Source organism: Nibribacter ruber (genome assembly GCF_009913235.1).
Lineage (GTDB): Bacteria > Bacteroidota > Bacteroidia > Cytophagales > Hymenobacteraceae > Nibribacter > Nibribacter ruber.
The window spans coordinates 3,352,429-3,367,536 of record NZ_CP047897.1 but is presented as its reverse complement, the minus strand read 5'-3'; the positions used below and the strand labels follow the sequence as shown (position 1 = coordinate 3,367,536).

General features: G+C 51.2%; 15 protein-coding genes. 11 read left to right on the top strand and 4 right to left on the bottom strand.

What is annotated here, in order from left to right:
- The first annotated feature begins 35 nt into the window (after window positions 1–35).
- On the top strand, window positions 36–950 hold the full coding sequence (locus GU926_RS14195; protein ID WP_160693019.1) for a serine hydrolase: 915 nt from the start codon (window positions 36–38) through the stop codon (window positions 948–950).
- 150 nt (window positions 951–1,100) lie between these two features.
- The gene (locus tag GU926_RS14190) at window positions 1,101–1,769 is read left to right on the top strand and encodes a 3'-5' exonuclease (protein WP_160693017.1); all 669 of its coding nucleotides are present in this window, start codon (window positions 1,101–1,103) and stop codon (window positions 1,767–1,769) included.
- A 130-nt stretch (window positions 1,770–1,899) separates the two neighbouring features.
- Here the strand turns inward: GU926_RS14190 and GU926_RS14185 are convergent, their stop codons facing one another.
- From GU926_RS14185 to GU926_RS14170, 4 genes are all read right to left on the bottom strand, one after another.
- Window positions 1,900–2,808 carry an NYN domain-containing protein gene (locus GU926_RS14185; RefSeq protein WP_160693015.1) on the bottom strand — a complete coding sequence of 303 codons (909 nt, stop codon included), beginning with the start codon at window positions 2,806–2,808 and terminating at the stop codon, window positions 1,900–1,902.
- Window positions 2,809–3,292: 484 nt separating this feature from the next.
- Window positions 3,293–3,649, bottom strand: coding sequence for a hypothetical protein (locus GU926_RS14180; protein WP_160693013.1), 357 nt, complete (start codon window positions 3,647–3,649; stop codon window positions 3,293–3,295).
- Window positions 3,650–3,864: 215 nt separating this feature from the next.
- Window positions 3,865–5,058, bottom strand: a complete 1,194-nt coding sequence (gene kbl, locus GU926_RS14175; RefSeq protein WP_160693011.1) for a glycine C-acetyltransferase — start codon at window positions 5,056–5,058, stop codon at window positions 3,865–3,867.
- Between the two features lie 92 nt (window positions 5,059–5,150).
- A complete protein-coding gene (locus GU926_RS14170) occupies window positions 5,151–6,278 on the bottom strand; it encodes a hypothetical protein (protein ID WP_160693009.1) in 1,128 nt (375 codons plus the stop codon).
- A gap of 113 nt (window positions 6,279–6,391) precedes the next feature.
- Here GU926_RS14170 and GU926_RS14165 point away from each other — a divergent pair, with 113 nt between their 5' ends.
- From GU926_RS14165 to mnmD, 9 genes are all read left to right on the top strand, one after another.
- A complete protein-coding gene (locus GU926_RS14165; RefSeq protein WP_160693007.1) occupies window positions 6,392–7,360 on the top strand; it encodes an NAD-dependent epimerase/dehydratase family protein in 969 nt (322 codons plus the stop codon).
- Window positions 7,361–7,686: 326 nt separating this feature from the next.
- Window positions 7,687–8,352, top strand: coding sequence for an outer membrane beta-barrel protein (locus GU926_RS14160; RefSeq protein WP_160693005.1), 666 nt, complete (start codon window positions 7,687–7,689; stop codon window positions 8,350–8,352).
- A 212-nt stretch (window positions 8,353–8,564) separates the two neighbouring features.
- Entirely contained in the window at window positions 8,565–9,293 is a 729-nt protein-coding gene (locus GU926_RS14155) for a DUF3891 family protein (RefSeq protein WP_160693003.1), read from the top strand.
- Window positions 9,294–9,415: 122 nt separating this feature from the next.
- The gene (locus GU926_RS14150; RefSeq protein WP_160693001.1) at window positions 9,416–9,745 is read left to right on the top strand and encodes a thioredoxin family protein; all 330 of its coding nucleotides are present in this window, start codon (window positions 9,416–9,418) and stop codon (window positions 9,743–9,745) included.
- Window positions 9,746–9,801: 56 nt separating this feature from the next.
- Entirely contained in the window at window positions 9,802–11,235 is a 1,434-nt protein-coding gene (locus GU926_RS14145) for a DUF4403 family protein (RefSeq protein WP_160692999.1), read from the top strand.
- A gap of 497 nt (window positions 11,236–11,732) precedes the next feature.
- Window positions 11,733–12,695, top strand: coding sequence for a YihY/virulence factor BrkB family protein (locus GU926_RS14140; RefSeq protein ID WP_160692997.1), 963 nt, complete (start codon window positions 11,733–11,735; stop codon window positions 12,693–12,695).
- Between the two features lie 100 nt (window positions 12,696–12,795).
- Complete coding sequence (locus GU926_RS14135; RefSeq protein ID WP_160692995.1) at window positions 12,796–13,188, top strand: VOC family protein; 393 nt, start codon at window positions 12,796–12,798, stop codon at window positions 13,186–13,188.
- A gap of 268 nt (window positions 13,189–13,456) precedes the next feature.
- Complete coding sequence (locus GU926_RS14130; RefSeq protein WP_160692993.1) at window positions 13,457–14,110, top strand: hypothetical protein; 654 nt, start codon at window positions 13,457–13,459, stop codon at window positions 14,108–14,110.
- 242 nt (window positions 14,111–14,352) lie between these two features.
- Complete coding sequence (gene mnmD / locus GU926_RS14125) at window positions 14,353–15,030, top strand: tRNA (5-methylaminomethyl-2-thiouridine)(34)-methyltransferase MnmD (RefSeq protein ID WP_160692991.1); 678 nt, start codon at window positions 14,353–14,355, stop codon at window positions 15,028–15,030.
- Window positions 15,031–15,108: the final 78 nt, after the last annotated feature.

The window sequence follows — 15,108 nt, the reverse complement described above, 5'->3', positions numbered from 1 at the left end:
AGATTCCCTATCTTTTCCGGATAAAACTAATTGCTATGCGCTTCCTCCAAACTCTGCTTTTCTGCCTGCTAGCCTTCACTTCTTTCGCGCAGAAGCCTAAAGAGAAGATAGACCAAAAACTAACCCAAAAGCTAGAGGCCTTGACCAAAGGGTTTGAAGGCGAGGTGGGTATTTATGTAAAGCATCTGAAGACGGGCAAAACGGTAGCTATTAACGCAGACACGCTCTTTCCTACGGCCAGCATGATCAAGGTCCCTATCATGGTGGGCGTATTCAACAAGATAGAGCGCGGCGAACTAGACCCCAAAGCCATTCTTCAGTACCGTGACTCTTTATATTATGCCGGCGAAGACATTGTGGGCAACTTCAAAGACAGCAGCTTGGTGGCCTTGAGCAAAGTGCAGATGTTGAGCATTACCACGTCAGACAATACGGGCAGTTTGTGGCTACAGCAGTTGGCAGGAACCGGCACGGCCATTAACCAGTGGCTGGAAAGCAACGGCTTTGTGCATACCCGCATGAACTCGCGCACGCCCAACCGAAGGCCCAACTGGGAAAGGTACGGCTGGGGCCAGACCACGCCCCGCGAGATGGCTACGCTCCTGACCACGATTAGGGAAGGCAAAGCGGTGAGCCCCGCCGCCAGTGAACGCATGTACCGCAACCTGGGCCGCATTTACTATGACAGTGAGGCGCTTTCGCAGATACCGCCGTATGTGCATACCGCGTCAAAGTCTGGGGCGGTGAATCAGTCCAAGTCTGAGGTGGTGCTGGTCAACGCGCCCCACGGCGATTACGTGTTCTGCATCATCACCAAAAACCAGAAAGACGAACGCTGGGCCTATGACAACGCAGGCTCTGTTTTGATCAGGAATGTTTCCAAAATCCTCTGGCAGCATTTTGAACCTCAATCTGACTGGAAACCAGCCCCGGGCGTTGAGCGATACTAGCCAGATAGGGTTTCAAGATGGAATGGTTTATTCAAAGTCCGTTTTTGGCCTCTTTTCTGAAAACCAGCCTAAAAACGAAATTACCCAAGCTTCTTCGCTTAGTACACGTATAGAAATTTCCTTTTTAGCTTATCACTTTCTGTACGCTGTATGTCCAATGACTTCCTTCCGCTGTTTCCTAACATCACGCCCGTACTAGAGAATGTGACGGTGCTGGATTTTGAGACCACGGGCCTGAGCGCGGGCAAAGGACGTGTGATTGAGATAGCGGCCTTGCGCGGCGCCAATGGCAAAGTAGTCTCACAGTTTCAGACCATGGTGAGGGTGGAAGCCCCGCTTCCTCGAAAAATCACGGAGATTACAGGCATAAGGGATGAGGACCTGGTACACGGCATGGCAGAGCAGGCGGCGTTCGCCATTCTGAGAGAATTCATTGGAAACAGCGTGGTAGTGGCCCACAACGCAAGCTATGACCTAAGCTTCCTGTACGCCGCTTACCGACGTTATAAAATGCCCGCCATCCAACACCCGTTCTTGGACACGCTCTCTGTATGCCGCATGCGGCGGCCTTCGCCCAGAAGCCTGGCAGATATGTGCCGGGTCTATAACGTGCCCCTTCCCCGCTGGCACCGCGCTTTGCCAGACACCACGGCCACCTGGCACCTGTTGCACCGCCTGCACGAAGAAGCTTCTGTGGACCCCTTGCTCAATAAAATCGTCATCAACCCCAAATATGGGTCGGCGCGTTGGTTGCCGCCGTTGGCAGAACTGGTGCCGGGCCCGTCGTTTTCCAAGTCAGACCCCAAAGATGTAGGCTAGCATCAAATGAGTTGCCAAGAAGAAAGCAGAGACCGCGTTTTTGGTCTCTTTTCTGGAAAACAGCCCAAAAACGAAGAAGGGGAACCGCTGACGCCGCTCCCCTTCTTCGTACTTATATAGGCACGGGTGGTTAGATCATTTTCACGCTCTTGGCCACGTCATTGCCTTCTTCGTCTTTGGTGATTTCAAACTCCACGAAATCGCCTACGCGCAGTTCTGTAAAGTCTGTGTCTATGACGTTGGTGAAATGGAAGAACAGGTTGTTGGGCGGGTATTTGATGAAACCGTAGCCGTTCTTGAGGCTCATGATCTCGCCTTCGCCGTGGGTTTCACTGGAGGAGGGTTCCATGGAATCTGGGGAAGTGGCGGTGGCCACGCGCTTCTGGTCTGGCTGTACAAACAAACGGTTCATGGACGGCTCATTGCGGGCAATGCGCTGGTCTATGACGGTGTGCATGGCCAGCGGATAGTTCACCTCGGCGAGCAGGTCCTGGGACGGACGCGTGGTCATGCGCTGGCCGTTGTCTGTGGTGTACTCAAACTCCCAGGTAAGGGCCATGACGCGGGTACCCAGGGTATTGATTTTACGCACTAGGGGCACGTAGTCTCCGTCTGAGGAAATCAACACCAACACGTCAAAGCGTTTGTAAAAGGCCTGTTCAAAGGCCTCCAGGGCCAACCACACGTCAATGCCGCGTTCTTGCTTAAAACCTTCGGGGGTGGTGCGTACGGGCAGGTAGTGGGTGGTCACGCCTTCAGACATGAGAATATCGTCAAAGACGCGGTCCCAGTAGAGGGTGTCGCCGCGTTGGCTGGCGTCATAGGCATTGAGCCTTCCTCTGAAGTAGTGGGCGTCCACGATCTTGCAAAGGCGCGGGTCCATTCCTTCTTCTTCGGCCACTTGCCCTCTTATGAACTCATGTAAGCCTGATATGCTGATGCGGCGCTTACGGTTGTGCCCGTAGGCGTAATAGTTACTTACCTGGAGAAAGTAATTGCCGTCATAGAAGACGCCAATTCTGGTTAATTTTTCCTGCATGTGCGTTGTCTGTCTTTTGTGTCTGTCAAAAAAGTGATGGTGGCAGGGTTCAGCTCAACCAACCTTTGCACTGGGCATGGAAGCGGGCAACAAAAAAACAGGTTCTTTTCTCTGGGGGAGTGAGGGAAACAGAAACAGATGTAGGTGTGCGTTTCTGTAGATTATATCTAATCTGAAATAAAAATAAAGAATCCTATCCTGGGTATACCTTGCGTTCACACGCAGTTCAGTGGTTGTCTTGCCAATAGTCAGTTAACAAGAAAAGCCACAAGTTGTTTTGCTGTCTCCAGAGGCTTAGTCAGGGCATCTGGCACTGCTAGAGTAATTTACATATTTCCGGCTGCTCTCACAGCAGGCGGGTTACAAATGTAAGTAAGGAATCTGGGCGGGGCAAGAAAAATATAAAAAGCCTATATACAGGGGCTTAGGAGGCTTGCAGGATGTTTTTTGCGGTGTTATTTACCCAACAGCGCTCCTGTACCACTTATTTAAGGTGGAGATTGACGGCACTGGCGCCCCCGTCCCAGACATATTCAAAAAGGACGCGGTCACCTCTTTTGGCGTGTTGGAATCCTTTTCCCTCCTTGGCCTTCCCCTTATTTCCTTTTAACCATTCAGCAAACTGAAAATCCTTGTAATCATCTGGGCCGTTGATGGTGTATATGTTGAAGGGCAGCGCACCTCTTATTAGGTAAATGGTCACTTTTACCAAGTTGGCGTCTTTAATGGTAAAATCCAGCTTGCCGCGCAGTTGGTCAATGCTGTACTTTTCCTCAAAATTGATGGGCTTGCCGTTTAAGGTCACGGTTAACTCTTTCTCCGGCTGACTTGCCTGCGCCATAACTTTTGAGGGCGAAAGACTCAGACTAAGCACTAGAATAAGGCAAACAAGCGCCAAAGGTTTACTGGAAAAGAATACTGCCATGACAAAGGTAGTTGCTAGATAAAAAGGAGTTCGATTTATTAATAAGTAACAAAATTAAATAAAAACGCCTGCGCAACTCATTGTCACGCAGGCGTTTTTGGGCTATTTCCGGTAAAACAGGCTAAAAACGATTACCCTTTCAAGACACCCAACTCACGACCCACCTCAATGAAGGCGGCAATGGCGCGGTCAATGTGCTCCTGGGTATGCTCGGCAGATAGTTGAACCCTGATGCGGGCTGCGCCTTTGGCTACCACTGGGTAGTAGAACCCAATCACGTAAATGCCTTTCTCCAGCATCTTCGCGGCGAAGTCCTGGGCCAGTTTGGCGTCATACAGCATCACGGGCACAATTGGGTGCACGCCTGGCTTGATGTCAAATCCAGCTTCGGTCATCTTGTCTCTGAAGTACAGCGTGTTCTTCTCCAGACGGTCGCGCAGTTCAGTGCTGGAACTTAACAAATCTAACACGGCCAAAGAAGCCCCCACAATAGAAGGCGCCAAAGAGTTAGAGAACAGATACGGCCGCGAGCGCTGGCGCAACATGTCCACAATCTCTTTTCTACCCGAGGTGAAGCCTCCCATAGCGCCGCCCAAAGCTTTACCCAAAGTACCTGTGATGATGTCCACGCGGCCCATCACGTTGTGGTGCTCATGCGTGCCGCGTCCGGTTTTGCCAATAAAACCACTAGAGTGGCATTCGTCTACCATCACCAACGCCTTGTATTGGTCTGCCAGGTCACAGATTTTGTCTAGCTGGGCGATGGTGCCGTCCATGGAGAATGAACCGTCCGTGACAATGATGCGGTGCTTGGCGCCTTGGGCTTCCTGCAGTTTGGCTTCCAGATCGGCCATGTTATTGTGCTCATAGCGGTAGCGCTGGGCCTTGCACAGGCGCACGCCGTCAATAATGGACGCATGGTTCAAGGCATCTGAGATAATGGCAGACTGCTCATCAAACAAAGGCTCAAACACGCCGCCGTTGGCGTCAAAAGCAGCCGCGTATAGAATAGTATCCTCAGTGCCCAGGAACTCGGCAATCTTGGCTTCCAGTTCTTTGTGAATATCCTGGGTTCCGCAAATGAAACGCACCGAGCTCATGCCGTAGCCGTGGGTGTCAATGGTCTTCTTGGCGGCCTCAATCACCGCTGGGTGCGACGAAAGGCCCAGGTAGTTGTTGGCGCAGAAGTTCAAGACCTCGCCCGTGCTCTGCGTCTTTATCTCGGCGTGCTGCGGCGTGGTGATGATGCGCTCTCTTTTATATAGACCGGCCGCTTCAATGTCGGCTAGCTGTTGCTGTAAATCTGGTTGTAAGGTTTCGTACATGATGGTTCGTTATTCGTTGCTCGTTAGTAGTTATTCGTGCTCTTCAGAAGAAACAATCCTCTGTAAAAGTAATCAATCCTTTGGTTTCCCGCCTATTCTGCCGGCGGCGGCGTGGGTCTTTTAAAGACAGGCCTCGGCCGAGGAGTTTTGGCCGGAGGCGTATCCTCGGGGTTTTGTTCTGGCTTACGCGGCTCTTCCGTTTTTGGTGCCTTTTCTGGGTTTTGGTCCAAAAACGACGCAGCCTCCTCTTCTTCCTTTATTGGCTCTGAAGCTGCACTTGGCCGCTTGAAGACGGGCCTGGGCCTGGGTGGTTTAGCTGCAGGAGTTGTTTCAGCGGAGGACGCTTGCGGTGGTTCTGCCTGAGATTCTACTGCCGAAGTCGCTTCTGCCAAGCTTCCCTCCTCTTTTACTTCTGTCGCCGATGGTCTTTTAAAAACCGGCCTTGGTCTGGGCGTAGCGGGTTTGCTTTCTAACGCCGCTGATTCACTTGGCGCAGCTGCCTCCGTTTTTTGGCTGTTTTCTGGATTTGAGGCTAAAAACGGTTCCTGACTTATCGCCTCGTCAGACTTAGGTTCAGTCTCAGTTGAAGGACGCTTGAAAACTGGTCTCGGTCTTACTGGCTTGGGCGCGTCTGGAGTTGGATTTACGGATTTTGCCTCTGGTGTTTTCCCCTCTATGGATTGGTCAGAAACGGTAGCTGTGACAGATGGTCGTTTAAAAACAGGACGCGGTCTGGGTGCTGGCGCAGGAGTTTCAGCTGGTAACTCAGACTTTTCTTCAAAAGCAGGGGCTTTTGTATTTTCAGGTACTGGAGCTGGACGTTTGAAGACGGGTCTGGCTTTGGCTGGCTTTGCAGAAGTCTCACTGGTTTCTGCTTCTACCGGTTTCTCCTCCGTCATGGGCGCAGACTGCTGGGCTACAATTTCGGCGGGCTGTCTGGAAACGGGGGCTTGTTCAGCAGTATTCTGAGTGGGTTGTGCAGATGGTGCGCGGCGGATAATGGGTCTTGGCTTGGCGGGGACGGCGACTGCTACTTCAGGCACTTGAACCAGATGAAACCGGCGGCGCACGTCATTGAGCACCATCTTCACTGAATTGTAAAAACTATTGGGGTGCATTTGGGCGTATAGCGTCTGCCATTGCGCGTACCGGTCAGCATCACCGGTGGCAAAGGCCGCTTCATCAATCCGTCGCTTAACCAGAAACTCTGTGAAGGTCATAAAGAGCGTACGCGTGGTTACCTGTTCAAAGATACAAAAGGCTAAGAGCCACGCCCATATTTTTTGATGCCGAAGATTATAACGTACATTTGTTTTCTATACCTCAACCCCTCATGACAACTTCTGACGACACGATTCTGGTGATAGGCGCCTGTGGCCAATTAGGCTCTGAACTCACCCTGGAACTGAGAAAATTATACGGCAACGCCAACGTTGTGGCTTCTGACATCCAAGAACCTAAGCAAGCCGATTTGCGCGATTCGGGCCCTTTTGCCATTGCTGACGTGCTGGACGCTTCCCGCCTGGCAGATTTGTTCACCCAATACAAGTTCAAGCAGGTCTATCACTTGGCGGCTATCCTGTCTGCCACCGGTGAGAAGAATCCCAAATTCGCCTGGAAGCTGAACATGGACGGTCTCATCAATGTGCTGGACCTGTGCCTGGAGCATAAAGTAGAGCGCGTTTATTGGCCTTCGTCTATTGCCGTGTTCGGCCCAAATACGCCAAGACAAGACACGCCGCAGCACACCGTCATGGACCCTAACACGGTCTACGGCATCAGCAAGCAGGCTGGTGAGCGCTGGTGCGAGTACTATTTTGAGAAATACGGCCTGGACGTGCGCAGCCTGCGTTACCCGGGTCTTATTGGCTGGAAAGCGCTTCCGGGCGGAGGTACTACGGATTACGCCGTGGACATCTACCACCAGGCCCTAGACAAAGGCACGTATGAGTGTTTCCTGAGCGAAGGCACCTACCTGCCCATGATGTACATGTCTGACGCCATCAAAGCCACTTTGGACTTGATGCACGCTCCGGCAGAAAAAGTAAAAGTGCGTTCCAGCTATAATTTGAGCGCCATCAGCTTCTCGCCTAAAGAGATTACGGCCAGCATTCAACGTCATTTGCCAGACTTCACCATCACTTACAAGCCAGACAGCCGCCAGCAGATAGCCGACTCCTGGCCGCAGAGCATTGACGACAGCGCTGCCCGCCAGGACTGGGGCTGGCAACCAGAGTTCGACCTGGACACCATGACCGATGACATGCTCCTGAACTTGAAAGAATCAAGGACTACGAAGTAGGAAGTACGAATTGAGAATAAAGGATCCCTGCTGAAGCAAGACTTCGGCAGGGATTTTCGTTTTTGGGCTGTTTTCTGGGAAAGAGGCTAAAAACCGGAAAGTATGCACGTAGGGGCAATTCCTTATGGTTGCCCTTTTTGCAGTAGCTACCGTGTTAGGGCAACCACAAGGGATTGCCCTAATAAACTCAGAACTCCTAAAATCTATATACTTCTGTTAGAGCGTTTTTGAAAAGGGCGGGCAATAAGCGCTTCGCGAATCAGTTTATAGCACATATAGAATGTTTAATATTGCACCACATTTAAATACCTTATTCAATCAAAACCATGTTAAAGAAATCATTTTTTGCCTGCGCATTCAGTTTAATTGCCGCCTTTTCTGCATCTGCCCAAGATGTAACCGTGACTAGCGCTTCTACTGCTGGCGGCGGCATTAAACCTACCACCGGTGAAATCACCGGCGAAGTGCAGCTGAGCCTCACCGATGGCAGCACTGTTGGCTTGAACCAACTTCGTGGCCGCTATTTCCTGAGCCCCAGCACGGCCCTACGGCTATCCTTCGCGTTAGATGCTTACAATGACACTAATGATGATGAGACCCGCAGCACTACCTTGGTGTCACTGTCTCCGGGCATTGAAAAGCATTTTGCCGGCACAGACCGACTATCACCGTACATTGGCGCTGAGCTGCGTTTGAGCAAGTTTTTTGCAAGCTATGAAGATGACAATTTTGAAGTAGAAGGAGGCTGGGGCACTGGCACCAACCGCAACTACTTCGGGTTAGGCTTGGGCGCGGTTGCTGGCGCTGACTATTACTTTGCCAAGCATGTGTACCTGGGCGTGGAATTTGGCTATGGCCTAACTTACCGTACCTACGGAGAAGTAGAAATAAACCCTAAGAACGGCGCATCTTTTACTGTTGACGATGATCAAAACTCATTAACATTAGGTTCTTCTGTGAATGGCGGCCTGCGTTTAGGTTTTGTGTTCTAGTCTTTAAAAGGCACAATTCATGAGAGCCTGGCAGCCAGAAGCTGTCAGGCTCTTTTATGCGTTGCACTTCCGTTTTCAGCCTCTTTTCCAGAAAATAAGCCAAAAACGACCACTCAATGCTACTTGACTCAAGACTCAGAACTCTTTTTAAATAAACCTTTCCAGCGGCAAAGCAGTTAGAAAACGCGGCAGTAAATTAGGACAAGGCGTCTATGATAGTAAATCCGCATGAGAAGGGCTGGGAAGTAATCTACCAACAGGCGCACGCCTTGCTGGCGGCAGAGATTGGCTTCGCCTGGCGGGTGGCAGACCGGCCGCTGCACTTCATGAAGACCCTGGCCGCCATTGCCCAGCACGACGACGGCCAGAAGGATTGGACCGGCAAGTACTACCTCACCGCCGCCGGGGCGCCCGCCAATTTCACGCAGTTGCCTTTCTCGCTGGAGCAGGCACAGCAGGTCATGAAAGAAGCCAAGTTCCAGGGCCACTGGCGAAGCCTCCTTACCAGCATGCACCTCTCCTTTCTGCATGAGACGGTGCGCGGCCAGCACAAAACCTGGGACGCCTTCTTAGATGACCAGATAGAACTGCAGAAAACCTGCCGCAGACAGCTTAAAGTCAATAAGCAGCAGGCCCAGTATGCCTATGACTTCATGCAGTGGTGTGACCGCTTCTCCCTCATTCTCTGCCGCCGCGAACTACCCGAAATGGAGCGCACCCTGGAGATAAGCCAGGGGCCAGACGGCATTCGGTATGAGGTCACCCGCCTGGCCACCGGAGACGTGCAGGTACACCCGTGGCCTTTCCAGGAAAAGGAACTGGAGGTGAGCGTAGAGGCCAGCCTTCTCATCCAGTTGCAATTCTCCACCGCCAAAGAACTGGCCGCCGCCCTTCAAGCAGCGCCGGTGCAACGGCTCGTCTGGAAAATAATACCCAGGTAACCGCGCCTCAGACGCATCTGGGTAGAAGACAATTCTTTGAAGGGACTTGCACCTCAGGAATTTCCCCTAACCTCTGCCGTTTATTGCCGTTACAATGAAGGAGAACACCCAATTCAACGCAAATGGCCATAACAACTTCTTCTGATGCAGAACTGCGATCCATTATATTTGAGAAAGAGCGCGTCATCGTAAAATTCACTGACGAGAATTGTAACGTCTGCAAGCAACTGGCACCGTCTATGGAGAAGTTCTCTGACGACCCCAAGTACCAAGGCATTACCTTCCTGCGCATGGAAGCCTCAGAAAACCCCGTGTCCAGCAAAGAAGTGAAACTGACCGGCACTCCGTTCTTTGCCACCTATTTCAACGGCACCCTCAAAAACTGCGGCCTTCTTTCTACAGAGCACGAAGTGAAAGAACTCCTGGACTCGCTCCTGGTCTGCTGTGACTAAGACGCCCGCGGGCCCTCCCACTGTTCTTTCTTTGGGGTTTAGCCGTATCTTTGCCTATGCGTGTACCGTTGCCTCTTGTTTTCTGGTGTGTCTTAAGTGTTTTCGGGCTTGGGGCGTGTGAATCTTCTACCAAGCTTTCTACCCAGGCGCCCAGCGCCGCCGTGGCCGAGCAACCCGTACCAGAGCGCCGCCTTTCCACCATCAACCTGCCCGTCACGCTGCCCACGGCTGTGGTAGAGAAAATCCTGAACGAGCAACTCACCGGCGTCATCTACCAGGACAATGACATCACAGACGATGACCTGGCCGTAAAAGTGACCAAGACCGGTCCTATCAGGCTGAAGGCCGAATTCAGCAAACTATATGTGGAAGTACCCCTGCACGTATGGGCTAAGGGCCGCTGGCAATGGAACGCCTGCGAGCTCTGCAAAAACATCCAGAAGTCTGAGGAAACCGAGTTTGACATGGTGGTGCGCACAGAGAGCCGCCTGCAGATGCTGCCCAACTACCAGGTTAAAAGCTATACCACCGGTGATTTCTCCTGGGGCGAGCGCAAACCCACTCTTTCTTTGGGTCCCTTGAACATCAACCTGGCGCCGTTTATAGAACCCAAGCTCAAAGCCCAGATTGCCCCCATGCTCAAAGAGCTGGACAGCCAACTACAGCAACGCCTGAACCTGCAGACCTACCTTGCCGAGGCCTGGCGGCAGTTGCAACAGCCCATCTCAGTGCATGACACCTACCAGGCCTGGCTCACTGTTGAACCTAGAGCAGTTAGAATGACGCCGCTAGAGCTACAGAAAAACCAGATGCGCCTGAACGTGGGCATTGACGCCTTCATTTCTGTGACTACGGGCAAAAAACCGGTCTTGCCCCTGCAAGCGCAGCTCCCCGCCTTCACCCCGGTACAAACCCTTCCGCAGGAAGCCAACATTGCCGTGACCACAGACCTGCCTTACACCTACCTCACCCAGATGGCGCAGAAAGAGGTAAAAAACCAGACTTTCAAATTTGAAGAAGGTAAACACCAGCTCACCATCCATGACATTGACATCAGTGGCACGGGCTCCAAACTACTCCTGGCGCTAGACCTCAGCGGAAGCGGGAAAAGCGGTTTCATCACCAAGAAGTTTCAGGGAAAGGTCTACCTACAGGGAACTCCCTATTACGATGCCGCCAGCCAAAGCATTAAGGTGAAAGACCTGCAGTATGAACTCAAAACCCGCGACCAGCTCCTAAACACGGCCAACTGGCTGTTGCAAAACAAGTTCAGGACGCAGCTAGAGGACCAGATGACGGTTCCCATAAAAGACCAGCTGACGTCTATCAAAACCGGTCTGCAGGAAGGTCTCAAAGAAAACCGCCTGCAGGAGCACGCCCTCCTGCGGGGAAGCGTGCTCTCCTTCGCGCCAGATACGCTGTTCTTAACGCCCACCGGCATCAGGGCCTTGTTCAACGCCACCGGCAAAGTAGCCCTGTCTCTGGACTAACCTCCTGTTTTTTTCTTATTTCAGCCCGAAGCCTCTCTTCGCCTTTTACATGGCAAAGAGAGGCTTTCCGTTTTTAGCCACTTTCCTGGAAAACAAGCAAAAAACGCATTTCTGATCAGGAATTTGTGAAGTTGAAAAAAACTAACTCTCCCGCAAGTTTGAGCAAAGTGGCAACTTGTGGGTAGCATTGGGGCACGTTTACCAACTTGCGTTCACCAATGTTTGAATGAGCCGCAAGTTTATAGACTTGCCCCCTGCAAAGCTCCAAGTTATAAACTTGAAGCAGGAAGATATCGGCTTTTAGCCTCGGTCCGTCTTGTTCGCCCACAAGGTCCTTTCAGGATGACAGAACAATGAGTGAATGAAGGATGGCGAGAGTGAATGTTTGAAAAGGTTGGACGGTCAAGGCGGGCTTAATTCTTAATTCAATTTAACCATGGCTTCTGGTTCACGTAAGGGGAAGAGCAAGTAATATTAAGGTTTTACACTATTCGCCTATGGCCAAATATACATTCAAAGACATCTTCTCGTTGGTGAAGGAATCTGCCGGTCAGTTCATGGAAAACAATTCCTTGCGGTTGGCCGCCGCCCTGGCATACAACACCATTTTCTCTTTGCCGCCCTTGCTGTACATTGTCATTGCCACGGCAGGTTACTTTTTTGGGGAGAAGGCCGTGAGCGGGCAGCTGTATGAACAACTAGACGAGTTCATTGGCCCAGACGCGGCGCTGCAGCTAGAGGAAGCCTTGAAAAGCGTGAAAGTGGAGGGCGGCAGCGCGGTAGCCACCTGGATTGGGATTGCCACCTTGATCTTCGCCTCCACCACCATCTTTGTCACGCTGCAAGAGTCCTTGAACAACGTCTGGAACCTGAAGACCAAACCTAAGAACGGCATGCTCAAGCTGGCCATGGACCGGATACTGTCCTTTGGGATGATATTGAGCGTGTCCTTTCTGCTGCTGGTGAGTTTGGTGATCAGTGCCATGCTGGGCGTGCTCACAGAATACCTGCAGCGCCTGCTGCCGGGCATTGCGGTCTTCTTCATCTACCTGCTAGACTTTGTGGTCTCCATGGGCTTTATCACGCTGCTGTTTGCGCTTATCTATAAATACCTGCCAGATGCCATCATCCGGTGGAAAGATGTCTGGGTGGGTGCCATGGTCACGGCGCTTCTCTTCTTGCTGGGCAAATACCTCATTGGCTGGTACATTGGCCAAAGCGACATGGGCAGTACGTACGGGGCCGCCGGTTCAATTGTCATCCTGCTCACGTGGGTGTACTACTCTTCCTTGATTGTGTTTTTTGGCGCCGAGGTGACCCAGCAGTACGCTGAAAAATTTGGCCAGCCGGTAATCCCCAACCACAATTCTGTGCGCATAGAAGTGCGCGAGGTACCGTACGCAGACTCAGACGAAGCCAAGTCTGGCAGGCCGCCTGCGCAGGGCAGGTTCAGGAGTTAACTCGTTTTTAGCTTAATTTTCAGAAAACGGCCCAAAATCGGAAAATAAAACCCTCCGGATTCTGGGCCGTTTGCTATTTTTGCGGCTGTAAACCTCCCTTATGGCCGCTGGCATTCATCACCTGGAATTCTGGGTTTCTGACCTTTCGCGTTCCCTTCCTTTTTACCAAGGCTTGTTCAACCTCCTTGGTTGGACCCAACTCAACCATTTCTCCTTCGCCACCGCCTCCTGTGATTTTTACCTGGTAGAAAAGCCCGGTTTGTCAAAAGAGCCTACGGCAGGGGTGCGCCACGTCTGCTTTAATGCTGATGACGCAAAAACCGTGCACGCAGTGGGTACGTATCTGCGCGAGGCAGGCGCCCACGTCATCAGAGGGCCGTTGGAAATGGACTATTCAGAAGGCTACCTCACCGTTGACTTCAGAGACCCAGACGGAAACGTGCTGGAAGTGGCCTATGCACCCAACCATGCCTTCGCGGCAGCCGGGCAGTAAAAACAACAAAGGCCGCCATTGTACAGAACCTACTTATTCTCTGTTACTTGGCCCTTGGCTTGCATTTCATCTGAAACAATGAACCAATCTCCCAGTTATTTCATTTTGGCTATAGGATTTTCAATCTGTATGATTTATTTTAGAAGAACATAGGGGTAAATCAAGATTTGCCGGTCACAGTAAAAGACAATTTAAGGCAGCTTTTTTTCAGCACTTACGTATAAGAACATCACCCCCACATTTCATTCTAGCACTTTTCAACCCTGGTATGCGGCAGCTGTTACTGCTTCTTCTCTTTTGTCCCCTCTGGACGTATGCAGGCCAAAATATCATTGGCCCAGATACGCCGCGCGTGGCCGCCAAGGACCAGAAGACCAAAAAGGCACCCGTTAAGCCTTCTCCGCAGCGCTTTTACAACAACGTAGCCGCAGTAGACGCCTTTTACCAGAAGAACGAGTTTACCCTGGAGTCCAATGCAGAGGTGCGCCGGGCCACCGAATTTATTTCCAACCCGTTTCTGCTGGAGCCAGAACCGGCCCTGCAGCATTACGTGGCCTTGGTAAAGTCTCGGTATAACATCATAAAAGACACCATTGCCAACCTGCATGACGCCCGATCTATAGACACCCTGTTTCACCTTAACTTTGACTCCAGCACTGTAGAGTTGTACTACCCAGTGTACACGCAACGGTTCCTTCTTTCTTACGCCGATGTCAAGAGCCAGAACCTGGCCCTGCGCAACGGCATCAAGGTAGGCATGACCCGCGCGGAGCTCATTCAGAAACTGCAGGGGTATAAGCTCTACATCAAGGAACAGAAGAACGTCCTTGAAGTCTGCGACTGGGAACGCAACTCCTGGCTCCGGTTCCACCTGGTCAAAGGCCGCGTAGCCAGCATCCAGTATGAGGGGTACGTGGATTAATTAGTAATTAAGAATTAGAAATTAAGAATTAGAAATTAAGAATTAGAAATTGCGTTTACCATTAATGTTAACCTAGCTATAAAACGAAGCAGGCGGGCCAAAATGGCCCGCCTGCTTCGTTTTGACGTGTTTCCTATAAAATAAGCCAAAAACGGTTATTTACAATTCTTCAGTTCTTCCCTTCATAGTCACAACCTCTACCCCAATTCATAATTTCTAATTTTTAATTTCTAATTTTAAAAATGGCATTAGAGGTAAGACAAACCAAGGACGGCTCCACTACTTTATTTGTACCAGAGTTGAATGAGCATTACCATTCAGTGCATGGGGCCTTGCAGGAAGGTTTACACGTGTTCATCAAGATGGGTTTGGAGGATGCCTTGACCCGGTCTACCTCTGTCCGCATTCTGGAAGTAGGATTTGGGACAGGACTGAATGCCTTACTTACTCTGCAGCATGTTTTAGCGACTAAGGCAGAAGTGGTGTATGACACGCTTGAGAAATATCCTTTGCCTATGGACGTGGTAAATCAACTGGGTTTTGACAAATTCATCCTCAACCCAGAACTGCTGGACTTCTTTCAGCCGTTGCACACCGCCCCTTGGGAACAACCCGTGGTTATCACTCCTCAATTCACACTGCGCAAACTGGAGACTGACCTAGAAGCGTTTGCGCCAGCGTCAGAGAGTTATGATTTGGTGTACTTTGACGCCTTCGCCCCAGAGAAACAGCCGCATCTTTGGACGGACGCCATCTTCCAGAAGATGTATGATGCCTTGGCACCGGGCGGAACATTGGTGACCTATTGCGCCAAAGGAAGTTTCAAAAGAAGCCTGAAAGCGGCTGGTTTTAAAGTAGAAGCTTTACCGGGCCCTCCGGGTAAGCGCGAGATGACGCGCGGGGTAAAACCAACAGAGTAACAATCAATTAAAATATTGTAAAAAACTAGGAGACAGGCCCGTATCGCTTTTAATATGGGCAAGGTGTTGTATATTCCT

Bases quoted from the DNA above. Each gene is read 5' to 3' on its own strand.
- GU926_RS14165 (WP_160693007.1), top strand. From the start codon at position 6,392: ATGACAACTTCTGACGACACGATTCTGGTGATAGGCGCCTGTGGCCAA.
- GU926_RS14145 (WP_160692999.1), top strand. From the start codon at position 9,802: ATGCGTGTACCGTTGCCTCTTGTTTTCTGGTGTGTCTTAAGTGTTTTC.
- mnmD (WP_160692991.1), top strand. From the start codon at position 14,353: ATGGCATTAGAGGTAAGACAAACCAAGGACGGCTCCACTACTTTATTT.
- GU926_RS14185 (WP_160693015.1), bottom strand. From the start codon at position 2,808: ATGCAGGAAAAATTAACCAGAATTGGCGTCTTCTATGACGGCAATTAC.
- GU926_RS14190 (WP_160693017.1), top strand. From the start codon at position 1,101: ATGTCCAATGACTTCCTTCCGCTGTTTCCTAACATCACGCCCGTACTA.
- GU926_RS14135 (WP_160692995.1), top strand. From the start codon at position 12,796: ATGGCCGCTGGCATTCATCACCTGGAATTCTGGGTTTCTGACCTTTCG.
- GU926_RS14170 (WP_160693009.1), bottom strand. From the start codon at position 6,278: ATGACCTTCACAGAGTTTCTGGTTAAGCGACGGATTGATGAAGCGGCC.
- GU926_RS14155 (WP_160693003.1), top strand. From the start codon at position 8,565: ATGATAGTAAATCCGCATGAGAAGGGCTGGGAAGTAATCTACCAACAG.
- GU926_RS14140 (WP_160692997.1), top strand. From the start codon at position 11,733: ATGGCCAAATATACATTCAAAGACATCTTCTCGTTGGTGAAGGAATCT.
- GU926_RS14150 (WP_160693001.1), top strand. From the start codon at position 9,416: ATGGCCATAACAACTTCTTCTGATGCAGAACTGCGATCCATTATATTT.
- kbl (WP_160693011.1), bottom strand. From the start codon at position 5,058: ATGTACGAAACCTTACAACCAGATTTACAGCAACAGCTAGCCGACATT.
- GU926_RS14180 (WP_160693013.1), bottom strand. From the start codon at position 3,649: ATGGCGCAGGCAAGTCAGCCGGAGAAAGAGTTAACCGTGACCTTAAAC.
- GU926_RS14195 (WP_160693019.1), top strand. From the start codon at position 36: ATGCGCTTCCTCCAAACTCTGCTTTTCTGCCTGCTAGCCTTCACTTCT.
- GU926_RS14160 (WP_160693005.1), top strand. From the start codon at position 7,687: ATGTTAAAGAAATCATTTTTTGCCTGCGCATTCAGTTTAATTGCCGCC.
- GU926_RS14130 (WP_160692993.1), top strand. From the start codon at position 13,457: ATGCGGCAGCTGTTACTGCTTCTTCTCTTTTGTCCCCTCTGGACGTAT.